Raw genomic sequence first — 25,101 nt, 5'->3', positions numbered from 1 at the left:
ACTCCCTATTCCAAGAGTGAATTCTCAGGCGACGACGCCATACCGGTCAATGTGTTCCGGCAACGTTCCACAACTTGGCCAAAATCGCAGCTTCGGGCCGATTAGGCCTATCTGGTGGCCAGGCCAACAACCGATCGTGCGGGTCCGCTCCGGCACTTCGTGGCTGAGAAGATCGAACGTGCGGAACTAACCGGCGAGGTCTTCGAACGTGATCCCGGCTTCGACATTCACGCGCATGCGCGGAAGGCGTTCGGAGCTTTTCAGAACGACAGTGAGTTTGGCGAAGTCATCTGGAAGTTCAAGCCTGACGCAGCGCCGCACGCACGAACTTTCCTGTTCCATCCGGCTCAGATCCTGGAGGAACAATCGGACGGATCACTGATCGTGCGTTTCTGGGCGTCCGGTCATATGGAGATGTGCTGGCACCTCTACATGTGGGGAGACAAGGTAGAGGTCGTGGCGCCGGAGGCCCTTCGCAGAATGGTCGAAACGCACCAGCGCTCTGACTTTCCCTCGCTTCCATAGAAATGCAATTTCCAAAACAGCTTTGAACCGTGAGAACCGCACGATCCGCGGCTGGTGACAGATTCTGTCATTAGCCTGTGGAAACCTGAAATCCCGAGGGATTGGCAGCCTAGGCAGACACCTAAGCGCAGCCCAGTATCTGTTTCGGGGAATCAAAGCCTTCTCACGCGAAGGCAAAAGGTGAGGGCATGGCTTTTCGATTTGTTCATACGGCGGACGTTCACCTGGATTCGCCTCTTCGGTCGCTGGCGCTGCGCAACCCGGAACTAGGCGAACTGATTGGCAACGCGACGCGGCGTGCTTTTGTCAATATCGTCGATCTCTGCCTATCCGAGCAGGTCAACGCGCTTCTTCTCGCGGGTGATCTCTACGATGGCGATCAGACCTCCATGAAAACTGCGCGGTTCCTTTCCGAGCAAATCCGCCGACTGGACCAAGCCGGAGTGCGGGTGTTCATCATCCGAGGCAACCACGATGCGTTGTCGAAGATCACCAGAGAACTGACGTACCCGGAAACCGTAAAAGTCTACGGTGGGCGCCCGGAGGCTATCTGGCTCGAATTGGATCAAGCAACCCCTGTGGTTATTCACGGGCTTAGCTTTGCGCAGGCCCAGTGTCCCGAAAATCTGGTGGGAAAGTACAAACCACGGATCGAGGGCGCTGTTAACATCGGTCTTCTGCACACCAGCCTCGCAGGAACGCGGGGGCACGATCCCTACGCACCCTGCGACGTCTCGGATCTGGAGGCGACAGAGTTCGACTATTGGGCGCTTGGTCACATTCACAAGCGATCAATCAGTAACGGACGCTGCACGATCGTGATGCCTGGCATGCCCCAGGGGCGCGACATCAACGAATCTGGTCCGAAATCGGTGAGTCTTGTTACGATCGCTGATGACCGAACCGTCCACATTGAGGAAAGGTTCACCAGCATCGCCCAATTCGAGCGCGTCGTGATCGACCTCGACGGCATCGTAGATTGGCGTCACATGGTGACCACGGTAGCGGGTAACCTGGGGGCCGCGCGGGAAGCTGCAAATTCCGATCACCTTGTGGTCCGGCTTTCCTTCACCGGACGAACGCCGCTCGCATGGCAGCTCCGTAACGACGTCGACCTCATCAAGACCGAAGCCGAGCACAGGGCATCTGTCATTGGCCGGACCTGGATCGAGAAAGTGGAGATCCAGTGCACCGACCTCGTTTCTGCGGATGGGACCAACGGGGATCCACTCGTCGAACTTCGAGAGCTTGTCGGAAGCGAGATCATCGGTTCGGAAGCTTACCATGCGGCGCTCATCGATATTGGGGAGGAGCTTCGTGGTCATCTGCCACCTGAAAGCAGAGGGACTTTCGGTGCTGATCAGGAGGAGTTCCGGGCGACGTTGCGCCTGCTCGCGCAGGAGGGGGTCGAAGATGTGCTCGCACGGCTCCATCGTCGGAAGCAGGATGAGGTAGCATGATGCGCATCAACCGGCTTGACCTTACCCGCTACGGCAAATTCACCGACAAGCACATCGACTTCGGGCCTGTGGAGCCGGGCCGTCCAGATCTACATATCATCTACGGTCCGAACGAGGCGGGCAAATCGACCGCCCTATCTGCATTCCTCGACCTTCTCTTCGGCATCGAGTCCCGCAGCCGCTATGATTTCCTCCATCCTTACTCAACGATGCGCATCGGGGCCGCATTGGACATCGGTGGTGTTGCCCGTGAGCTAGTCCGGATCAAGAAGCCTCAAAGCAGTCTGCTCGGTCCGGGCGATCAGCCGATCGGCGAGCATTTGATACTCGGCGAGCTTGGTGGAGTTGAGCGGGACGTCTATTGCGCGATGTTTTCCCTCGACGATGACACCCTTGAGGAAGGCGGGAAGAGCATCCTGGCCAGCAAGGGTGATCTCGGACAGCTTCTGTTTTCGGCAAGCACAGGTTTGGCCGCACTAAGTCAGACACTTGTTGAATTGCGTTCGCAGGCTGACGGCCTTTTCAAACTCCGTGCCCGTAGCAGTGAAATCGGCGACTTGAAAAGTCGGCTTTCCGATCTGAAGGAGCGAAAAGAGCAGATTGACACGCTCGCCACCCATTACCGCCAGATGGTGGAAACCAAGGAGCGGTCACTGGCACACTATGACGAAGCGATGGCTGACCGAACCCGGACGCAGCTTCGGCTTGACGAGATTAAGAACCTGCTGACCGCACTGCCACGACTGGCGGAATTGCGGGACATCCGCGACAGTCTCGCTGAGTTGCAAGATGTTCCCGAAGCGCCGCCTTCGTGGGGAAACCAACTTCCGGTAATTCATCAGGAAGGCATCGAGCTTGCCGTGAAGCGGGAGACGGCGAAAGCGTCCATCGCCGAGCTTGAGAAAGGGCTCAATGCCATTGCCGTTGACGACATCGCGCTCACCTTGGGGCAAAGGATGGACGCTATCGGCGAGTTGCACGCCCGTTATGTCACCGCTGAAAGGGATCTGCCGGACCGTCGCCTGCAATTGATGGAAGTCGACCGGGAAATTGCGAATATTCTGCGGCTTCTCGAACGCCCTAAAGGAGACAAGGCGAGCAGCCTGATGCTCGGAAGTCGCATTTCTGGGAGCATCAGAGATCTCGTTGAACGCCGCTCCGGTATCGACGCGACGGTTCAAAATGCAAAGCGCGAAGCCGATGAGGCAAACCGCCGTCTGATTGAGTTGCGGAGCAACCTGTCGAGCCAAGCCGCCGCCACCACAAACAGCACAGCCATTGCGGCGCTAGCGAGGGAGCTCTCGGCTCTTCGAGAGAATGATCATGCAGCCCGCCGCCGTGTCGCGGAACGCTCCCGTGTGGATTTGAAAGAAACACTGGCGCAGCAGATGTCGGATCTCCGACCGTGGGCTGAAAGCCTTGACCAGGTACGGCAAATGAGAGTGCCGGCACCTTCTGAGCTGGAGGCCTGGAAATCAGCTCTGTCTAAAGCGAAAGCCGAGATCGATCGCTACAGCGATGACAGCGGGCGCCTCACGAGTGAGCTGCGGTGTTTGCGAGCTGAACTGGATGCGCTGAAGAGTTCCACCGGCGTTGTGGACGATCATGAGGCAGCGACGTCGCGATCCGCGCGTGAAGCGGCATGGGCTACGCATCGTGACGCGCTCGATGAATCGACCGCTGCGGCGTTTGAGATCGAGCTGCGGAAAGACGACCTGATCACCAGCGCACGGCTGGGACAGATGAGCGACCTGGCGAAGCTGAATCAAACCTATCAGAGGCTCGCCGTCGCGGAAGCGGAATTGGAGCGCTCAGCGGAGCTGCTGAACGCGGCGAAGTCGGAACGCGAAGCTATCGGGGCCGAGATTCTGGATTCCGCTCGGAAAATGGCTCTGACCGTTTCTGGCGAGATCAAGCTAGGTGGGCTTGAGGCATGGCTGGGACTCCGCGAAATGGTCCTCGCGACAGCCGACTTGCTCCGGGAGGCCGAAGGTGACTTACGCCAGGCGGAAGCGGACGGCTCGGCGGCGCGCAACCGGCTCTCGGCGGCATTATCGGCGGCAGCCGTTTCCCAGGATCACTCTGACTCCTACGAAGCGCTTTTGGCCAGGGCCCAATTCGCCGTTGATCTTGAAGTCGAACACAAGAACTTGAGGGAGCAACTTGAACGCTGCGAAAGGGAGCAGGCTTCCCGCCAGTCAGCCTTTGAAACGGCAACTGCCGACGAGGCGCAATGGGACGCGTCATGGGCTGAGGTTTGCAAGAGCTGCTGGCTCGGCGCAGGAGGAACTATCCCCAGCCTCGCAACCGTCAAGGAGGTATTGGACAGACTTGCCGAGCTTGGCCCTGCCACTCAACGGCAAGCCGGCTTGGCAGATCGCATCGCCAAGATGGAGGAAGATCAGGCAGCCTTCTTGCGCGAACTGTCCGTTATGGCTGCGGAACTCGGATTGGACCGACCAGCAGAGAGTGCCCTGAGACTCTGGGCGCTGATGTCCGCGAGAGTGGAAGAGGCTCGGGCGAAAAAGGCAGAAAGGGGATCCAAGCACCTTGCTCTCGAGGATCAGATTCTCAAAAACCGGGACCTGGAGGCTGAAATCGCGATTTGCGAGCGCCGCAAATCTGAAATGACGCGGTTGTTCGGAGTATCATCCTTGCAGGAGGTCGAGAAAAAGCTGCGCATGATCGAGCAAAGGAGAGACTTGCGCCAGCGTTGCAATACCATCGAACGTGAAATCCGAGAGGCGCTATCAATCCAGGACATGGCCGATGTCGAACAGATGCTTGACGCCGCGGATCGCCCTGCGCTGGAGGTCGAGCAGGTAGAACTCAGGGCCCGGTTTGAGGATCAGGATCGGCGCGTACGGGAGCTGTTTACGGCATACAGCAAAGCGTCCGACGAGGTGGATGCCGTCGATGGCGAGAGTGCCGTAGCTGCTCTTGAAGAGCAACGGCGCACGGTCCTCCTGGAAATCGAGGATAAGGCGTTCAGCTACTTCCGCCTTAGGGCCGGCATCGTCGCGGCCGAGCAAGCCTTGCGCCTCTATCGCGACAAGCATCGCAGTTCGATGATGCTTCGCGCCTCGGAGGCTTTTCAGGTGATCAGCCGCGGCGCCTATCGCGGTCTGGCGACCCAGCCTGACAAGGACACCGAAGTGCTTATTGGCATCGGGGCTGATGGGAGTTCCAAGCTGGCGCAGGAAATGTCAAAGGGAACGCGCTTCCAGCTCTATCTCGCGCTCAGAGTGGCCGGATACCACGAGTTCGCCCAATCTCGCACCCCTGTTCCCTTCATCGCCGACGACATCATGGAGACGTTCGACGACTTCCGTGCCGAGGAAGCCTTCCGGCTATTCGCCGACATGGCGAAAGTGGGTCAGGTAATCTACCTGACGCATCACCAGCATCTTTGTGATATTGCCAGGCGGGTTTGTCCCAATGCGCGCATACACGAGTTGGCGCCGCCGCTCGTCTTGGAAAGCCGTGCGGCCTGATGGGCACGCATAGAAACCGGATGGCTATCCAAGTATCGGCAACACGACCGAGATGGCGTCAGAGGGGTTTGAACTTTGCGGCTCTACCATTTCACGACGGAACAGTTTGGGCTGGTTGCGATCCGAGACCGAAGGCTGAAGGTTGCCCGCGTGATGGAACTGAATGATCCCTTCGAGTTCCTTGGGCCGATATTCGCGGATAAATCTGAGCGCCAACGCATGCGAGAATTCAAAGCAGAAGTCGACAAGGATTTCGGCTTAATCTGCCTAAGCGACAATTGGAGCCATCCGCTACTTTGGGGTCATTATGCGGATAAGCACAAAGGCGTTTGTCTTGGGTTTGATGTCCTCCAGCCAGAGGATTTCGATGCGGTTGAATACGTCGAGGAACGGCCGCCTATGAATCAGTTCGGCATCTCAGCTTTTTCAGATTTGCCCGAAGAGTCGATTAAGCGAATGCTCCATCTCAAATTCCATGCTTGGAGCTATGAAGCGGAATTCCGGACATTCATCGACCTTAAGGCGACCGTGTACGATGAAAAATCGAAACTGCATTTCGTTCCATTCCGTCCGACCATGAAGCTTGCCCAGGTGATAATGGGTTGGCGTTCAAAATCGACGCGAACTGAGGTTTCGAAAGCACTTGGGTGGCTGAAGCAGGACGTCGAGGTCTTTAAATCTCGGCCGGCGTTCCAAGAGTTTGAGGTTGTGCGGAATCGAGACGACGCACTTTGGGAATAGTTGAACGTCTCAGGCGCGTAGCCAACTCGCCAGAACCTGGCTGCCTTTCTTATCAGTGCCTCTGGTGCCTTACTGGCCGCCGATGAGGGAGTTGAACTGGAGGAGTTGTGATTCAGCCCTTTAATTGCGGTTAGCGTCGATCCTTTTTCGTTCTGCCATCGCCGGGATCGTGCAACCACCAATCCGGCTCCATATCATTCGCCATGCCTCTACGATGCATCGACCCTAACGGCAGAAGTATCCAATCGTTCGACTTGTCGGGCGATCACTGGGAGGCATTGTCTCAAGAAAACAGGCAGTCACGCCACCTCCGAATGCCATGCTGCCAAGCTCAGGTGACGCTCAAGCGATCTAGTCTGGGAACCAAGTTCTTCGCCCATAAAGCCGTTCGTGAATGCAACTGGGCACCCGAGACTGAGGAGCATCTGCACCTGAAACGACTTGCTGTCGAAGCCGCCCGTGCTTCCGGCTGGACCGCGGAAACCGAGGTTCCGGGCGAATCACCCGACAGCGAGCCCTGGAGAGCCGATGTCTTGGCATCAAAAGGGAAGGCCAACGTCGTGATCGAGATCCAATGGTCCGGGCAGACACGGGAGGAAACGCTGAGGCGGCAAGAACGGTATCGAGAATCCGGTATCCGTGGGCTTTGGCTACTACGCCAGCCAGGCTTTCCCATTAGCGAGAGCCTTCCGGCCGTTTGCGTTGGCGGAAACGTTCGAGAAGGAATGATGGCTCTCATTCCGAAAACGACAGAGATGCTAGCGCGCGACCGTCGTAATCCTGATCGCTGGCATCAAGTGCTGCCGATGGACGAGTTCCTCAGGGCAGCCTTTGGCGGACGGTTTAAGTTTGGCGTGGACCCTGATTACGAGGCGACCCTTCGCATTCGGACGGGCAGCATGTTTTGCTGGTCCTGCGGTGCGGAGACCAGAATCGTCTTGTACCTGGAAATTGCGGTGGGCGACAAGAATGTCCTCATCACGATTCCAAACCTCGGAGAGTACCCTCGGGCGTCCGAGATGGTCCGCCGTCGGTTGCTACGCCATCAGGGAATTGGAGTTATAAAGTATCGGTTCAGCGGTTCGCAAGGACGCAAGTATCTGAGCAATGGCTGCGTTCATTGCGACAGCCTCATCGGAGAGTTCTATGAACTCGACGCGGGACGCGACGAGGAGCCTTTGGATACGTATCAGGTGCGGGTTGCGGACGGCTGGAAGGAGGTCATTGATAGTCGCGGATGGCAGGACACTTGGTCAGTGCGATCCTAAGTTCCGGTCCTTGGACACCTCGTCCCACAGTTGCCGCCATCGGAGCCTCCAGCATGCGCAAGATGAAGCAGCCGCCATACAGGCCCACTCGGCGAAGCTGCGAAAACGGCCAACGCCCGGACGTCGTCAATTTTGTGCATGCCGCTTTGCGGTGCAGAGCCCGGTCGGGGGCGATCCAGCTTGACTCCTCGGCTTAGCTTCGAGAGTCATGGAGATGCCAAGTTCGGTTAAAGTCACATGCATTTCGACTTCATCGAGCGCGGGATGAATGACCAACATTGCCCGATTGGCCAGTGGGCTTCCCAACCTATTGCTGGCTAAGAGCGGTTACGCTCATATGCTCTGCGTCGCCGGAAGGGGAAACTTGGCGAAAGCTAATTGTGAGTGCGCGCTGTCCATTGCGATTCCCGAATCTTCCCGTATTTTCTCACGCTGGGCAGGGTTTCATTGGAACGTCCATGAATACCGATGTAATGACAATCCGAGAGGTGGCGGAGTATCTCAAGCTCACCGAAAAAACGGCCTATCGGCTCGCGGCAGATGGGGCCATTCCCGGTTTCAAAGTTGGAGGCGCCTGGCGGTTTCGTAAGGGAGATATTGACGATTGGATTGAGGCACGGAAGCTGCAGAGCAGAAAGGCGGGGCGAACTATTTAAATGAAGATAATCGATAACACCTCGCAGCTTCTTGGGGATGACCTTAAGGGCACGGTCGATCGCGGTTCGCGGCTGAAAATAGCTGCGTCGTGTTTCTCGATCTATGCCTTTGAGGCTCTGAAAGCTGAGCTTTCCAAGATCGAAAGCCTTCAGTTTATCTTCACTGCCCCGACGTTCGTACCGACGGAGGTTACGGACCGCTTGCGCAAGGAACGGCGAGAGTTCTTCATTCCGAAAGCGCGGCGGGAGAGCGGCCTTTACGGAACGGAGTTTGAAATCCAGCTCCGCAACAAGCTGACGCAAAGGGCGGTGGCGCGCGAATGCGCCGACTGGATTCGAAAAAAGGCCAGGTTCCGTTCGAACACCACGAAAGCCCCGATGCAGCAGTTCCTACATGTGGCGGGCGATGACGGCGGAATTGCCTACATGCCGATCAGCGGCTTTACGGCCGTCGATCTCGGCTATCAGAAAGGCGATGCCGTCTCGAATTTCGTGACGCGGTTCGACGACCCGAACCACACGCAGATGTACCTCCAGCTGTTCGACCAAATCTGGTCCGACCCGGAGAAGCTGAACGATGTCACGGCCGCGATCTGCGACCACATCGAGTCCGTCTATCAGGAGAATTCGCCGGAGCGCATCTACTTCCTGATGCTGTACAACATCTTCCAGGACTTCCTTGAGGATATCGACGAGGACGTCCTGCCGAACGACCTCACCGGCTATCGTGACAGCGTCGTCTGGAACAAGCTCTTCAACTATCAGAAGGACGCGGCCACCGGCATCATCAACAAGCTCGAAACCTATAACGGCTGCATCCTCGCCGACAGTGTCGGCCTGGGGAAGACGTTCACTGCGTTGGCCGTTGTCAAATATTACGAGTTGCGCAATCGCGCCGTCCTGGTGCTCTGCCCGAAAAAGCTCGCGGACAACTGGCGGAACTACAACACCAACCTGACGACCAACATCTTCGCCAAGGACCGGTTCAACTACGATGTCCTGTGCCACACCGACCTGTCGCGCACATCCGGCGAGTCCTTCGGCATTCCGCTCAATCGCATAAACTGGGGCAATTACGACCTCGTCGTGATCGACGAGTCCCACAATTTCCGGAACAACGATGTCTTCAAGGATCGGGAGACACGCTACCAGAAGCTGATGAACAAGGTCATCCGCGCAGGCGTGAAGACCAAGGTTCTGATGCTCTCCGCGACGCCGGTGAACAACCGATTCACCGACCTGCGCAACCAACTTGCGCTCGCCTACGAAGGCCAGTCGGAGGCTCTCAGCCAGAATCTGAAGACGCAGACCAGCGTCGAGGAAATCTTCCGCCGCGCGCAAAAGGCTTTCAATGCCTGGACGCTTCTCCCGCCGGACGAGCGGACCTCGGCCTCGATTCTCAAGGCGTTGGACTTCGACTTTTTCGAGCTTCTCGATGCCGTGACGATTGCCCGGTCGCGCAAACACATCGAAACCTTTTACGACACGAAGGACATCGGCAAGTTTCCCCAGCGCTGCAAGCCGCTGTCCTTCCATTGCCCGATCACGCAACGGATAGACGTGATGGGGCTGAACGACATCTTCACCCGGCTTTCCGTGCTGAAGCTCGCGGTATACGCCCCGATCAGCTACATCCTTCCGAGCCGGCTGCGGAAATACGAGGAGATTTACGACACCCAGGTCGAGGGCGGCCGGGGCAAGCTTCGGCAGGCCGATCGCGAGCGCAGCCTTCAGGCGCTGATGACCACCAACCTGCTCAAGCGCCTCGAAAGCTCCGTCGAGGCGTTCCGCCTCACCCTAAGTTCGCTCAGCGGGAATATCTCGCGGGCCATGGACGCCATTCGTGACTTCGAGCGGTCGGGCGGCACGCAGAGCGTGAGCGATTTTCTGGCGGACGAGGAATTGCTCGACGCCGAAGACGACGATCTGGCCGGACTGGGCGAATTCACGGTCGGCAAGAAGGTGCAGATCAGCCTTGCCGACATGGACCTGCCGTCATGGAAGCACGATCTCGAGGCCGATCTCGCGCTCATCGAGGACCTGATCGCCTCGATGGACAAGGTCGAACCGGACGACGACGCCAAGCTCCAGCACCTCATGCAGGTGCTCCGGCAGAAGGTGAGCGAGCCCCTCAATCCGGGCAACAGGAAGGTCCTGATCTTCACGGCCTTCGCCGATACGGCGAACTACCTCTACGCCAATCTGGCGCCGTTCGCGCAGCAGCTCGGGTTGCAGACCGGCAAGGTGACGGGCTCCGGCGCGCCGAAAACCACCCTCAGAAAGAGCTATGATTTTCAGGGCGTGCTGACGCTCTTTTCGCCGCGGTCCAAGGAGAAGGCGATCGTCCTGCCCAACGAGCCGGGTGAGCTCGATATCCTGATCGGCACGGACTGCATCTCCGAAGGCCAGAACCTTCAGGACTGCGACTATCTGGTCAATTACGACATCCACTGGAATCCGGTGCGCATCATCCAGCGCTTCGGCCGAATCGACCGCATCGGTTCGCAGAACGCCCAAATCCAGTTGGTGAACTATTGGCCTGACATCTCTCTCGACGAGTACATCAACCTCAAGGAGCGCGTCGAAAACCGCATGGTGATCGCGGACGTGAGCGCCACCGGCGACGACAATCTCCTCACCGCCAAGAGCAACGATATCGCCTACCGCAAGGACCAGCTGAAGCGCCTTCAGGAAGAGGTCATCGAGCTGGAAGACGTGAAGACCGGCGTCTCGATCACCGATCTCGGCCTCAACGATTTCCGGATGGACCTGCTCAACTACGTCAAGGAGCACGGCGAGCTCGACAACCTGCCGAACGGGATGCACGCAGTTGTTCCCGCTCAGCCCGAGCTGGGCCTTCGACCCGGCGCGATCTTTGCGCTCAAGAACATCAACGACAGCGTCAACATCAACCAGCAGAACCGGCTGCACCCCTACTATCTGGTCTACATCGGCAACGACGGCGAGTTCATCGCCGACCACACCGAGGTGAAGCGCCTGCTCGACCTCGTCCGCTCAAGCTGCAAGGGCCGGCCCGAGCCGATCCAGGAAGTCTGCCGCATCTTCAATGAGCGTACGCAGGATGGCCGGAAGATGGATCGCTACTCCGAGCTGCTGAGCAGCGCCATCCGCTCTATGATCGAAGTGAAGGAAGAGAAGGACATCGACAGCCTGTTCAGCGGCGGCCGGACAACGGCGCTGGTGCATAGCATCGCTGGGCTGAATGATTTCGAGCTGATCGCCTTTGTCGTGATCGAGGGGGGCGACGCATGACGGCCTTCTTCGACTATCCGAAGAGCGCCGCCTTCGGCCGCGTCGTGCCGAAGAACAAGATATACGAGCACGCCGGCGCCAACACCGCGCTCAAGGATCTGTTCGTGCGCGAGGTCGATCAGATCGTCTGGCGGTTCAAGCTGGCCCCCGAGACGACCAATCTCGACGCCACCTCCTCCGTGTCCGAGGTCCAGGTGTTCGGCATATCGCTCAAAACTGGGAAGCTCGACGAAGCCGTCCTGCGCGCGATCGACAAGGCGATTCCGTTTCCTTTGGTCTTCGAGCTGACCTGGCGCGGCAAGCGTAAGGCGACGGCCGCCTTCAAGCGCCCGAGCGAGGCGGACGGTTCCAAATGGGTGATCAGCGAATATTTCGCCACCGATTGGGCGCCAGAGGATGCGCCGCGTCAGCCCCTGCCCGTCGCACTCAATCTGGGTGCCCTCTATGACCGTCTTCTCACTGCCATGATGCCCTCGTCCGCGCAAATCAGCGAGGACATCAAGACGCGGGTGGACCGGATGGAGGCGATCCGGGCGAAGACGCGGGAGATGGAGCGGATCAAGGCGCGGCTCTCCCTCGAGAAGCAATTCAACAAGCGCGTGGCGATCAATGCCGAGTTGCGCGCGGCGAAGCAGGAACTGGAGCGGCTGGCCGCGGGCGACCCCGTCGGCGCTGTGACGGACAAAGTAAGAGGACACGCATGGAAAAGCTGAAGATGCACAGCCCCGACCTAAGCCAGCAGAACATCGCGAAAATCCGAGCTCTGTTCCCCGGCTGCGTGAGCGAGGCGGAAGACGAGAGCGGCAATCTTCGGCTGTCCGTGGACTTCGATCAGCTGCGGCAGGAACTGAGCGATCAAATCGTAGAAGGACCGCAAGAGAGGTATCGGCTGGATTGGCCAGGGAAACGGGAAGCGTTGGTTACGGCAAACACTCCCATAGCCAAGACACTTCGTCCCTACCGCGACGAAAGTATTGAGTTTGACTCAACAAAGAACTTGTTCATAGAAGGCGACAATCTTGACGCTCTAAAATTATTACAAGACGCGTTTCTTGGAGAAGTCAAGATAATCTACATTGATCCGCCGTACAACACGGGAAAGGACTTCATATATAAAGACAATTTCGTATCGTCCAAGGACGAATACGAGAGAGCTTCCGGTGAGCGCGACGAAATCGGTGAGCGCCTTGTGGCAAATCCGGAGACCCGCGGGAGATATCACTCCGATTGGCTTTCGCTAATTTACCCACGCCTTACCGTGGCGAAGAAGCTTCTCTCTGATGATGGGATAATTATGGTGAGCATCGATGACTATGAGCAGTCATCGATGCGGAAGTTGATGGATCAGATCTTCGGCGAGAGCAACTTCATTGCACAATTGGTGTGGGAGAAGGGGCGCAAGAACGACGCTAAATTCTTCTCTGTCGGCCATGAGTACATAATTATCTATGCAAAGAATGTTACCTATCTTAGGGACCGCAAGGAAGCATGGCGTGAAGAGAAGCCCGGAGCCCGTGAGATATGGGGAGAATTCCTCCGTCTAAAGGGTATTTACGGCGATGATTATCGTGCCATCGAGACGGATTTGTCCAAATGGTATTCGGACCTCCCCAAGAGCCATCCGGCAAAAAAATGGTCACGCTACAAGCGCGTGGATAAGTACGGGCCTTGGCGTGACAGGGATATTTCATGGCCGGGTGGCGACGGGCCCAAATACGATGTGATTCATCCTGTCACTAAGCAACCTTGTGCAGTTCCAGAACGCGGGTGGATCTACGCCTCACCGGATGAGATGCAGCGTCAAATCAAGTTAGGCCTTGTTGAGTTCCGCGACGATCACACCGAGCCGCCCTTTAGGAAGGCGCATATTCGTCCCATTCCCGAGGAGGCAGATGACGTCAACGACGTTGATGAGGATGAAGAGAACGGCGATGACACTGAATTTGCCACACAAGTTCGTGGGTCGTATTTCTACAAGCAGTCCCAAGTATCGGTAAAATACCTTCGCTCCCTCATGGGGGCGAAAGTCTTCACGAATCCGAAGGACCACGAAGAGCTGGCCCGCTTGGTCGAATACGTAACTCCAAACAATCGAAGCGCTCTGATTGTCGACTTTTTTGCTGGTTCGGCAAGCACCGCCGAGGCGGTTTTCAAGGCTAATGCAACTTATGGAACAAACCACCGATTTATAATGGTGCAGCTTCCGGAAAGCCTGCTTGATGCAGAAGCGTCGACGACTGGAACGGCAAAGAAGACAGTTCGTGCCGCGATTAAATTAATGGAGAAGAACGGTCGCCCTCTGGTTCTTTCGGAGGTGTCAAAGGAGCGTATCCGTCGTTCGGGAGAGGCTGCCCTTGCTGGTGATCGCCATGAGGCATGGAAAGGTGACGTCGGCTTCCGGGTGCTGAAGGTGGACACCTCGAACATGCAGGACGTGTACTACCGCCCCGACGAGGTCGACCAAAAGGACCTGCTCCACGCCATCGACAACATCAAGCCGGATCGCACGGTCGAGGACCTGCTGTTGCAAGTGCTGGTCGATTGGGGCGTGGACCTGACCCTCCCGATCCGGCGCGAGACGGTGCACGGCAAGTCCATCTTCTTCGTGGACGAGAACGCGCTTGTCGCCTGCTTCGATACGGGCGTGACCGAGGAGCTGGTGAAGGAGCTTGCCGGACGTGAGCCGCTGCGCGTCGTCTTCCGCGACAATGGTTTCGTCTCGGACGCCGTGAAGATCAACGTCGAGCAGGTGTTCCGCCAGCTTTCCCCCGGCACCGACGTCAAGTCGATTTGAGGGGGCCAGCATGAAGCTGAAGTTCAAGGTCCAGCCCTATCAGACCAATTCGGTCGATTCCGTCATCGACTGCTTCGCCGGGCAGCCGATGGTCAGCGGCATCACCTACCGGATCGATCCCGGCCGCAAGGCGCAGGCGAGCGCATTTGAAGAGGGGTTCAAGAACGCCGACATCGCGCTCACCGGCCTTCAGGTGCTGGCCAATATCAAGGAGGTCCAGCGGCGGCAGAACCTGCCCATATCTGACACGCTGGTTGCGAGCGCGGGGTGCAAGTTCAATCTCGACGTCGAGATGGAGACGGGCACGGGCAAGACCTACTGCTATATCAAGACCATCTTCGAGATGAACAAGCGCTACGGCTGGTCGAAGTTCATCGTCATGGTGCCCTCGATCGCCATCCGCGAGGGCATCTACAAATCGCTGCAGATCACCGCCGACCACTTCACCGAGAGTTTCGGCAAGAAGGCACGCTTCTTCATCTACAACTCCAAGCGGCTGCATGAGCTGGAGAGCTTTTCGTCCGACGCCGGCATCAACGTGATGGTGATCAACATCCAGGCGTTCAATGCCCGGGGCGCCGACAACCGGCGCATCTATGACGAACTCGACGATTTCCAGTCGCGCAAGCCGATAGACGTGATCGCCAGCAACCGGCCGATCCTGATCCTCGACGAGCCGCAGAAGATGGAGGGCGCCGCCACGATGGAGGCGCTGCCCAAATTCAAGCCGCTGATGATCCTGCGCTATTCGGCCACGCACAAGACGCAGCATAACCGCGTCCATCGTCTCGACGCGCTGGATGCCTATAACCAGAAGCTGGTGAAGAAGATTGCCGTGCGCGGCATCCAGACGCGCGGCCTCGCCGGCACCAACGCCTATCTGTACCTCGAGGGAATCGACATCTCGAAAAAGGCGCCGGTGGCGCGGATCGAACTGGAGGTGCAGCTCAAGTCCGGCGAGATCAAGCGTCAGCTCAGGCGGCTGGAATACCGTGACGACCTTTTCGCCGAGTCAGGCGAGATGGACCAGTATCGCGACGGCTTCACCATTTCGCAGATAGACGCCCGGAACGACACCGTCGAGTTCACCAACGGCGCGGTGCTTCGGGCGGGTGAAGCGACCGGCGACGTTTCCGAGCGCGATATCCGTCGGATCCAGATCCGGGAAACCATCAAGGTGCATCTCGACAAGGAGAAGCAGCTCTTCGCGCAGGGTATCAAGGTGCTGTCGCTCTTCTTCATCGACGAGGTGGTGAAGTACCGCGACTACGACCAGGCCGACGAGAAGGGTGAGTATGCCCGTGTTTTCGAAGAGGAGTACGAGCATCTCAAGGCAGAATATCTGTCGGAGCTGGCGATCGACAATGAGGCTTATCGCAAGCATCTCGCGGGCATCGACGCCTCCCGGACGCACAACGGCTATTTCTCGATCGACAAGAAAACTAACCGGCTGAAAGACCCCGCCATTGGCGCTCGCTCGGTCGATTCAGACGATGTGGACGCCTACGACCTGATCCTGAAGGACAAGGAACGGCTGCTGTCCTTTGGGGAACCGACCCGCTTCATCTTCTCCCATTCGGCGCTTCGGGAGGGGTGGGACAATCCCAACGTCTTCGTCATGTGCATGCTCAAGCACAGCGATAACACCATCTCGCGCCGCCAGGAGGTAGGTCGCGGGCTCCGGCTGTCGGTCGACCAGCACGGCGACCGAATGGATCACCCCGCCGTCGTTCACGACATCAACGTGCTCACCGTCGTCGCCAGCGAGAGCTACAAGGATTTCGTCAGCGGCCTGCAGAAGGAGATTGCCGACACCTTGTCGTCGAGGCCCCGGAAAGCCACGGAAGCGTATTTCACGGGCAAGTCCCTCACGACCGAGAGCGGATCGGTCGAGATAACGCCGGCAATGGCGAAGCAGATCTATCGCTACCTGGTTAAGAACGATTATTCCGACGACGCGGATCAGATTTCCACCGCCTACCACGAGGCCAAGGAAGCAGGGACGCTGGCAGAGTTGCCGGATGAGCTGAAGCCGCATGCGGACCTGATATTGCAGCTCATCGATAGCGTGTTCAGCGACGCGCAGCTGCCGAAGGTGGAGGATGGTCGGAAGCCCAAGACCAATCCGCTGAACGACAACTTCGAGAAGAAGGAGTTCCAGGAGCTTTGGGCGCGTATCAACCAGAAGGCCGTCTACCGCGTCGAATTCAATTCCGATGAGCTCATCCGCAAATGCGTGGGCGCCCTCGATAGCCAGCTTCGGGTGACGCCGTTGCAGTACACGGTCCACACCGGTATTCAGGGTGATGAGATCACGGATGAACAGCTGAAGACCGGCGATGGCTTCAAGGTCACAGGTTCGACCACCGAGCAGGGTGGGTCCGTCCATTCGCTAGTGAAGTACGATCTGCTCGGCAAGATCGCCGAAAACACGGAGCTGACGCGAAAGACGGCGGCGGAAGTCCTTACGGGGGTCGCCGCCAGCGTGTTCGGCCAGTTTCGGGAGAATCCCGAGCATTTCATCTCCGAGGCCTCGCGAATCATCGCGGAACAGAAGGCCACGATGGTCATCGAGCGGCTTGCCTATGACGGCCTATCCGAGCGCTACGACGTCGACATCTTCACGGCCAATCAGACCGGACAGGATTTCTCCAAGGCGAGCGCGAAGCTGAAGAACCACGTCTACGACTATGTCGTCACGGATTCGGATATCGAGCGCCGATTTGCCGACGAGCTCGACGCAAGCAGCGAAGTGGTCGTCTATGCGAAACTTCCACGCGGCTTCCTGATCCCGACGCCGGTCGGCGACTACAACCCGGACTGGGCAATTTCCTTCAGAGAGGGCAGCGTCAAGCATATTTATTTTGTCGCAGAAACCAAGGGCACGATGTCCTCGATGAAGCTCCGCGAGATCGAGAACACGAAAATCGAGTGCGCCCGGAAATTCTTCGACGAGATAGGCCGACGGGTCACGGAGGACCGCGTCAAATATGACGTCGTCACCAGCTATGAGAAGCTAATGGATATTATCGGGCGTGTAGCCGCCTGACGGAGAAACAGAATTCACCGGCCAATGGCCGAACGAACGACAGCAGGGTGGTATGAAGAGCCGACCCGGGCTGTCGTATCTTTACGAGAAGGGCAGGGCGTCATGGAGCCGCCGTACCTTTCCCGGTCAACGCCATTTTTCTTTTAGGGGGACCAACCATGGCACGCAGGAAAGTGACCAAGGCGCGCAAAGCCCTTCTTATCGAGCTTGAGTCGATGATCGGCAACGAATGCTACAACGCCAACATTCAAAATTGGGGGCCGGGCGGTGTGTTCGAGGGCGAAGGCCGCGAGTTTCGCTATCCGATCACCTTCCGCGACGAAGAGGGCCGCAAGGTCAAGAAGCGCTCCATTGACGGGGACATGAGTGGCGATACCGTGCTCGGTGGCTATTACGCGTTTGGAGCCAACGAACTCCACATTATGAACGGCCTGAATCGGGTGCTTGACTACCTTGAGCGCGAATACCAGCTCAAAATTTGAGACTCAGGCCGGGGCGGGCCAGCCGAGCGCCAGCCGATTTGACCTCCTACACGCTCAGTGCGCCGCGGGCACGCGACTTCGATCCGCCCACCGATTGGCCGAAGGTCTAAACTACTCCGAGGGTAAGGACATGCTGCTCATCCTTGACAAGATCGATGCCGTTGGCGGCGGCTTCCGTTCCCTCACGGAAACAATCGACACCACGACGCCGGCAGGCCGCATGATGATGCAACCGTGCAAGAAGGTTATGGTGTTGCCCTGATGAACCACCTCTTCATTAGAAGGGCTGTCGCTGTCCTAGCATCGACCTGCTCTATTTAGAGGGGCGGGGACCTCGATCCTCTTCGATCAGCGGACCCTACGCGATGTCGTTGGGAAAGCGGCTCCCCGCACGCGCAGGGGCAGAGCGAACTAGCGTGTCCCTGGCGATGCGTCGGAACCATTTTTCACGCTGTTCCCGAAGGGCCAAGCGCTTCGATTCCCAGGCCCGCTGCTCACACTGTTCTTTTCACCAGAATCGGGCTGTTCAGCATTTGCTGAAAGCAGGCATCTCACTGAATATCCGCTTGACAGATTTCACTATAGAATGCATTTTCAGCAAATGCTGAAAGCTAACGTAGAAGTGAACGATCTGGAGACCGGGGCCGCCGAGGCCATCGGTGGGTTGCTGCGTAGCGTCCCTTTCATCCACGTAAAGAAGGTCGAACTGACGCCGCCTAACTCCAGCTTCGATATCCTCGCAGAGTTCAGTGTGGATGGGAATCGCCGCCTTCTCGCTTGCGAAGTCAAATCGGTCGGTCAGCCGCGGCATGTGCGTGCGGCCCTCTTTCAGCTTCGGAAGGCTGCGGAGAAGTTCGACCCGCTGGCGATGCCGATCTTCATCGCGCCCTACCTGTCTCAGGAGGCTCAAGCGCTTTGCCGCGAATTCGATGTGGGTTACCTCGACCTGGTGGGAAACGCGCGGATCGCCTTCGACACCGTCTTCATTGAACGTCAGGTTGATACAAAGCCGCCTGCCGTTCAGAGAAACCTGAAATCCATCTTCAAACCAAAATCCGCGCAGGTGCTGCGGGTGCTCCTTCGCGATCCTGACCGTGCATGGCGTGTCGCGGATCTGGCGGAAGTTTCCGTCGTCAGCCTGGGCCACGTTAGCAACGTCCGCAGCGAGCTGGTCGATCGCGAATGGGCCGAGATCACGGATGAGGGCTTACGGCTGTCACAGCCCGATGCGCTTCTGGATGCTTGGCGCGACGCCTACGAACCGCCAGCTGGCGAACGCATGAGCTTTTACACGACGCTCCATGGTCAATCCCTGGAGGTCTCGGCGCGCGGAGCCCTGAGCGCCCTGAGGGACACACCAAAGGCCGTGTTCGCATCGTTTTCGGCGGCGCATTGGCTGGCGCCCTACGGTCGGGTGCCCACCCAATATTTCTATACGGATTCGGCCGGACTTGTAGCCCTGCGCGATGCTCTAAGACTGTCACCGGCTGCATCGGGAGCGAATGTCATGGTCACGGTGCCGAAGGACCATGGCCTATTCAACGACACCACCGAGCCTGCCCCGGGGGTCTTCTGCACAAGCCCCGTACAGACTTATCTCGACCTTGCCGTCGCTGGAGAGCGTGGAGCGGAAGCGGCGGAACACCTCAGACAGGAGCTCCTCTCATGGCGAAAATAGTGCCGCCTGACCCCCAGTCCGCAGCAGATTACGAGGATCGCACGACGAAAGCCGTGAAGGGTGTTCTGGTCGAAATCGGGCAGATCCTCGGCAGCTTCAAAGGCAAGTTCGCCGTGATCGGCGGCGCGGTTCCCTGGCTGCTTCTCGACAACGAGGACATGCCTCATGTCGGAACGCTCGACGTCGATCTCGGCCTTGATGCGGAAGCCCTTGGAGATGGCGAGTACGTGACCCTTGTCGAGGCCCTTATGAGCCAGGGCTACAAGCAGCGTGAGGAGCTCCGGCGCTTCCAGCTCGTCCGTGAAGTGCCGGTCGATGATGGCGGCGCGCCGATCGACATTGTCGTCGATTTCCTGATGCCCCGTGATGCGGAAATCGTAAAAAACCGCCCGCCGATCCTGAGTGACTTCGCTGTCCAACGCGCCGACGGCGCGGACCTCGCCCTCCGCTTTTATCAGCTGGTCGCCATCTCCGGCGATATGCCGGAGGGTGGCACTAATCGTGTCGAGGTTGCCGTTTGCTCGATCCCTGCTTTGCTCGCCATGAAAGGTTATGCCCTCAATGGTCGGCATAAGCAGAAAGACGCCTACGACATCTACTACTGCATCCGGAACTATCCCGACGGCATCGAAGCACTGGCCGACGCTTGCAGACCTTTGCTCGAACATGAGAGCGGCGCACAAGGCTATCAATACATCGCAGACAAGTTCGATGCGCTTGAGGGCTACGGCGCGACGAGCGTCCGCAAGTTCGTGGCCGAGACGGACATTCTCGATGGCCGCACGCCCGAGCAATGGCAGCAGGACGCCTTCGGCCAGATCGATGCCTGGTTGCGAGCGCTCGGCCTTCGAGGATGACGCAGCCGCCCCTTGGTCTGGACCGAAGTATAAAAGACGATTGGGGGGAATGTGGGAAATTCAGGATCGCGGTGGCTTCGATGGGAGCCCCATATTCATGCGCCGGGCACCGTACTCAACGACCAGTTCAACGGCGCGGACAGCTGGGAAGAATACCTTGCCAAGATCGAGGCAGCGACACCGACGATTCGCGCGCTTGGTGTGACCGACTACTATCTGCTCGACACCTATGAACGTGTCCGCGACGCGAAACTTCGCGACGGCCGCCTTCCCGGCGTCAACCTGGTTTTTCCGAACGTGGAGCTGCGCCTCGCTTTCGGAACCGTTAAGGGCAACTGGGTCAATTGCCATCTCCTCGTCAACCCGCAGGATCCCGACCACGTAGGTGCGACACAGCGTTTCCTTGCGCAGCTTACGTTCGAATATTCAGGCGACCGGTTCACATGCACGCCCGACGAGCTCATGCGCCTGGGATCGAAGATCGACCCCAATCTTTCTGGACGGGCCGCACTCGCGCGCGGCGCAACCCAGTTCAAGGTTAGCTTCGAGCAGTTGGGCGAGCTCTACCGCGCCATCGATTGGGCCAGGAACAACATTCTCATCGCCGTTGCCGGCAGCGAGCATGATGGCACCTCGGGCATGCGCGGCGAATCTGAAGGCGCGCAGCGGCAGGAAGTCGAGAGGTTCGCTCACATCATCTTCGCCAGTAGCATTAGTCAACGCGATTTTTGGCTGGGTCGGAAAAGCAGCGCAACGCCCGATGAAATCCGCGCCCGCTATGGAGCACTCAAACCCTGTCTTCATGGCAGCGACGCGCATGAGACTGCAAAGGTCGGCGCCCCTGACGGCAATCGCTATTCCTGGGTGAAGGGTGGGGCGCATTTCGACTCGCTCCGTCAGGCCGTCATCGATCCGGCCGGGCGCGCCTTCGTCGGCGCAGCGCCCCCTATCCGCGCCACCCCTTCGCAGGTTATCTCCCGCATTGCGATCCAAAACGCGCCGTGGGCGGCTACGCCCGTGGTCGAACTCAATCCCGGCCTCGTGGCGATCATTGGCGCGCGAGGGTCTGGTAAGACGGCGCTTGCCGATGCAATCGCCGCCGGTTGCGACGCAGCCTCCGAGCATCTCAGTCCAGCCTCGTTTCTCGTGCGCGCGGGGGATTTGCTCGAAGGGGCCAGCGTTCGGCTGGATTGGGGCAGCGGCGATCCTTCCGAGCGCGAACTGCTCGACTACGAATATGATGCCGATCTGGACGGCCGGTTCCCACGGGCCCGCTATCTTTCGCAGAAGTTCGTCGAGGAACTCTGCTCGGCCGACGGCATGACTGACGCCCTGCTCGGCGAGATCGAGCGCGTCATTTTCGAAGCCCACCCCGAAAAGGACGGGACATTCCGTTTCGACCAGCTTCTGGAACTGCGAGCCACCCGCTTTCGCCTTGCTCGCCAGCGCGAGGAGGAGGCTATCGCTACACTCTCGGACCAGATCGGCCTCGAGCGGGAAAAGAGGCGCCAAATTCCAGGGCTCACTCAGCAAATCGCCCACAAGGAGCAGATCGTCAAAGGACTGGAGGCCGATCGCGACAAGCTCATCGTCAAAGGGAGCGAAGTCCGCGCCGAGCGACTCACCGTCATTATCAACGCGGCCGAAAAGGTACGCTCCTTCGTCCGGTTCTTCACGAACCAGGAAGGTTCGCTTCTTGCCTTACAGGACGAGGTGAAGGCCTTTCGCCAGAACAAGGCCCCGGAGGCCCTACGCCAAACCAAATCGAGCTTCGTCGCCGCTCGGCTGGAGGACTCTGACTGGCAGGCCTTCCTGCTCGAGTATCATGGCGATGTCGATGTCGCTCTTTCGGCCAAGCTCCTGACTGCGCGCAACAACGCGACCGGCTGGCGCGGCGTGGCGCCTGCACCTCTCGCCGTCCCCAGTCAGTCCTTCCTCGCGGACGATACCGATCCGGCGAAGACGCCGCTCGCCGTGCTCGAGGCAGAGGCGACCCGTCTGCAAGGGCTGATCAAACTCGATACCGAGACCGCGAATAAGTATGCCGCTTTGGTCAAGCGCATCGCCGAGGAAAACACACAGATCGAGACCACCCGTGCGACCCTTGCCGATTGCCAAGGGGCGTCTGATCGCATGGCGAATCTCAGCAAGCAGCGGCGTGAAACCTATCTTCGCGTGTTCGAGTCGATCATCGCCGAGGAGCACGTTCTGCGCGATCTTTACCGGCCCTTGGTCGATCGATTGCAGGCCGCCAAGGGCACTTTGCAGAAGCTGTCATTCTCAGCGTCCCGGCATGCCGATGTGAAGCAGTGGGCCTTGCTTGGCGAGAAGCTTTTCGACCTGCGGCGCGCCGGCGACTTCAAGGGAAAGGGTTCGCTCGAGCAATGGGCCAACACCAATCTGCGCAAGGCATGGGAAACAGGCGATGTCGCTGCTATCGACACGGCCATTCAACATTTCACCGACGCCTGGCAGGACGAGCTGCTCGCTGTGGCCAATGTGGCGAGCAACGACCAGGCCGCTTATCGAAGTTGGCTTATGCGCTTCGCCAAATGGCTGTTCAGCACCGAGCACATCCAGATCGAATACAGCATCGACTACGAGGGCACGGATATTACCAAGCTCTCGCCTGGTACCCGCGGAATTGTCCTACTCTTGCTCTACCTGGCGCTCGACGAGAGCGATCACCGGCCGCTGATCATCGATCAGCCGGAGGAAAACCTCGATCCCAAGTCGATTTTCGACGAGCTCGTTAGCCTCTTCGTCGCGGCCAAGGCGAAGCGGCAGGTCATTATGGTCACGCACAACGCCAATCTCGTGATCAACACGGATGCGGACCAGATCATCGTTGCGAGCGCCGGCCCGCATGGCCCCGGCGAACTGCCGCCGATCACCTATTTTTCCGGAGGGATGGAGGACGCCGATATGGGGTCAGGACAAGAGCTGTTCAAAATCTTGCGCTAAGGGCGAACGGATCGTGAACTCTATGCTGCTCGACGGATTGGGGTCGGAAGTCTTAGCGATCGGAATCCTTCAGGCATTTGATGTTCCGCGTCCCAAGTGTAGATGCCGGTCAGGTTGATGTGCTCCCAACTCAACGGCGAGATGTGCTTCAGCAGATGATCCGGAACCTCTCGACGTGCACTGCGCAAATGGGCAACCGCCCGCTCTATGTAAACTGTATTCCAATGCACGATCGCGCTGACGACGAGGTTCAAGCCTGATGCGCGAAACGCCTGGCTTTCGAACGACCGATCGCGGATTTCGCCCCGCTCATGGAAGAAAACGGCACGCTTGAGTTTGTGTGCCGCCTCGCCTTTGTTGAGACCGGCTTGGCAGCGCCGGCGCAATGCCGGACTTGAGTACCATTCGATCATGAAGAGGGACCGCTCGATGCGACCGAGTTCCCGCAGCGCCCTGGCGAGTTGGCTCTCCTTTGGCGATGCCGAGAGCTTCTTCAGGATGGTCGACGGCACGACGGATCGCGTCGTGATCGACGCTGCCAGGTGAAGCAGATCGTCCCAGTGGTCGAGAATGAGCGTGGTGTTGATCGGTGCTCCGATGTGGTTCGACAGTGCTGGGTATGCGTCGCCCTTCTCGAACGTGTGGAACTTCCGATCTTTGAGATTGCGTAACCGAGGTGCGAAGCGTTTGCCGATCAAGGCGAACAATCCGAAGACGTGATCGCTGGCGCCGCCGGTGTCGGTGAAGTGCTCTTGGATATCGAGGACCGTGTCCTGATCGAAAAGCCCGTCGAGTACATAGGCGGCCTCGCTTTCGGTCGGACTGATCGGCAGGATACTGAAATACCCGTACTGGTCGGACAGGTGGCTGTAGAACTTCGATCCGGGCTCGCTGCCGTAGTGCAAGTTGATATCTCCGCGCTTGGCGGCACGGTCGCTTGCGCGGAAGAATTGACCATCCGACGAAGATGTCGTTCCGTCGCCCCAAAGTCGGGAATGCGGGTGCCGGGCATGCGCATCTGTCACGCACGCCTGAGCCGCGCGATATGTCTCTGAACGAGCATGGAATGTGCGCATCCAGCCGATCTGGTGTGCGCTGATCCCCTTGGACGCGCTTGCCATCCGCTTCGGCCCGAGGTTGGTCGCATCCGCCAGAACGCCGGCCAGCATGGCCGAGACATTCCTTGGGTTGTCACCTGTGCGAACATGCGTGAAATGATCGGCGAAGCCGGTCCACTCGTGCACTTCTCGTAGGAGGTCCGGCACCTCGACCAGCGGATAGAGCTCGCTGATCTCGGCATTCAGTTCTTCGGCTGCAGCGGGAACCTCGCCGGCATTCGGCGTGACGATCAACGTTCCCCCTTCAAGACGAACACCTTCGAGCTTTCCGGACCGCGCTCTATGCGCCAGTCGCTTCAGGTTGAAGTCGAGCATTTGCCGCGCTTCGGCTAGCCACTCGGCGGCATCGCCCTGTACGCCCAGTCCGAGCCGATCCTGCTCCTTCATGGTGATAAACGTTGATCGCGGCATCAAATGCTCGTCAATCGGTCGGAAGGATCGACTGCCGTCGACCCAGATGTCCGCTGATCGAAGCCTGTCTCTCAATGCCGCTAGTGTTGCAAGCTCATAGAGGCGGCGATCAGGTCTTTCCTGCCCGAAGATCAGCTTCCGATCGGCTTGGCTGAGGTGGGTGACTGGGACGGCCTCCGGCAATGTCCGACGCTTCTCCGAATAGAGCCGTTTCAACATCCCGACCGCGGCAAGAAGCGGGTCATAGCGGCGCGCCGAGCGGAACGTGAATGCCTGCAGGAAGACGCCGGCGTACTTATTGACGGTCGCATATTGTTCGGCTGCCACGGTC

Annotated in this window: 16 protein-coding genes; 15 read left to right on the top strand and 1 reads right to left on the bottom strand. The window is 58.5% G+C overall.

The features are described from left to right. Positions 1 to 159 precede the first annotated feature (159 nt). From D3227_RS34650 to D3227_RS43280, 15 genes are all read left to right on the top strand, one after another. On the top strand, positions 160 to 525 hold the full coding sequence (locus D3227_RS34650) for a WYL domain-containing protein (protein ID WP_245452040.1): 366 nt from the start codon (positions 160 to 162) through the stop codon (positions 523 to 525). Positions 526 to 713: 188 nt separating this feature from the next. Next, on the top strand, positions 714 to 1,985 hold the full coding sequence (locus tag D3227_RS34645) for a metallophosphoesterase family protein (RefSeq protein WP_120018630.1): 1,272 nt from the start codon (positions 714 to 716) through the stop codon (positions 1,983 to 1,985). Further along, complete coding sequence (locus tag D3227_RS34640; protein ID WP_245452039.1) at positions 1,982 to 5,479, top strand: AAA family ATPase; 3,498 nt, start codon at positions 1,982 to 1,984, stop codon at positions 5,477 to 5,479. The genes D3227_RS34645 and D3227_RS34640 overlap by 4 nt, the downstream gene beginning before the upstream one ends. Before the next feature lie 153 nt (positions 5,480 to 5,632). Further along, complete coding sequence (locus D3227_RS34635) at positions 5,633 to 6,220, top strand: DUF2971 domain-containing protein (protein WP_245452038.1); 588 nt, start codon at positions 5,633 to 5,635, stop codon at positions 6,218 to 6,220. 278 nt (positions 6,221 to 6,498) lie between these two features. Continuing rightward, positions 6,499 to 7,488, top strand: coding sequence for a competence protein CoiA (locus D3227_RS34630; RefSeq protein ID WP_167480991.1), 990 nt, complete (start codon positions 6,499 to 6,501; stop codon positions 7,486 to 7,488). A 458-nt stretch (positions 7,489 to 7,946) separates the two neighbouring features. Continuing rightward, the gene (gene mads1 / locus D3227_RS34625; RefSeq protein ID WP_120018627.1) at positions 7,947 to 8,144 is read left to right on the top strand and encodes a methylation-associated defense system helix-turn-helix domain-containing protein MAD1; all 198 of its coding nucleotides are present in this window, start codon (positions 7,947 to 7,949) and stop codon (positions 8,142 to 8,144) included. Then, positions 8,145 to 11,417, top strand: a complete 3,273-nt coding sequence (locus D3227_RS34620) for a helicase-related protein (protein ID WP_120018626.1) — start codon at positions 8,145 to 8,147, stop codon at positions 11,415 to 11,417. Further along, entirely contained in the window at positions 11,414 to 12,130 is a 717-nt protein-coding gene (locus tag D3227_RS34615; protein ID WP_120018625.1) for a DUF4391 domain-containing protein, read from the top strand. The genes D3227_RS34620 and D3227_RS34615 overlap by 4 nt, the downstream gene beginning before the upstream one ends. Beyond that, entirely contained in the window at positions 12,118 to 14,211 is a 2,094-nt protein-coding gene (locus tag D3227_RS34610) for a site-specific DNA-methyltransferase (RefSeq protein ID WP_120018624.1), read from the top strand. The genes D3227_RS34615 and D3227_RS34610 overlap by 13 nt, the downstream gene beginning before the upstream one ends. A 10-nt stretch (positions 14,212 to 14,221) precedes the next feature. Continuing rightward, entirely contained in the window at positions 14,222 to 17,260 is a 3,039-nt protein-coding gene (locus D3227_RS34605; protein WP_120018623.1) for a type III restriction-modification system endonuclease, read from the top strand. Between the two features lie 158 nt (positions 17,261 to 17,418). Beyond that, a complete protein-coding gene (locus D3227_RS34600; protein WP_120018622.1) occupies positions 17,419 to 17,742 on the top strand; it encodes a hypothetical protein in 324 nt (107 codons plus the stop codon). A gap of 130 nt (positions 17,743 to 17,872) precedes the next feature. Further along, positions 17,873 to 18,004, top strand: coding sequence for a recombinase family protein (locus D3227_RS34595; RefSeq protein WP_342634037.1), 132 nt, complete (start codon positions 17,873 to 17,875; stop codon positions 18,002 to 18,004). 324 nt (positions 18,005 to 18,328) lie between these two features. Beyond that, complete coding sequence (locus D3227_RS34590; RefSeq protein ID WP_245452036.1) at positions 18,329 to 19,420, top strand: type IV toxin-antitoxin system AbiEi family antitoxin; 1,092 nt, start codon at positions 18,329 to 18,331, stop codon at positions 19,418 to 19,420. Further along, on the top strand, positions 19,408 to 20,277 hold the full coding sequence (locus tag D3227_RS34585) for a nucleotidyl transferase AbiEii/AbiGii toxin family protein (protein WP_120018621.1): 870 nt from the start codon (positions 19,408 to 19,410) through the stop codon (positions 20,275 to 20,277). Before D3227_RS34590 ends, D3227_RS34585 begins: the two co-directional genes overlap by 13 nt. Before the next feature lie 51 nt (positions 20,278 to 20,328). Next, complete coding sequence (locus tag D3227_RS43280; RefSeq protein ID WP_120018620.1) at positions 20,329 to 23,241, top strand: TrlF family AAA-like ATPase; 2,913 nt, start codon at positions 20,329 to 20,331, stop codon at positions 23,239 to 23,241. Between the two features lie 20 nt (positions 23,242 to 23,261). Here the strand turns inward: D3227_RS43280 and D3227_RS34575 are convergent. Continuing rightward, positions 23,262 to 25,101: Tn3 family transposase (locus tag D3227_RS34575; RefSeq protein WP_120018619.1), on the bottom strand; the 1,840-nt coding region annotated here is incomplete at its 5' end.

This window comes from Mesorhizobium waimense (assembly GCF_003601975.1).
Classification (GTDB): domain Bacteria; phylum Pseudomonadota; class Alphaproteobacteria; order Rhizobiales; family Rhizobiaceae; genus Mesorhizobium; species Mesorhizobium waimense.
This window is presented reverse-complemented; position numbering and strand designations above follow the sequence as displayed.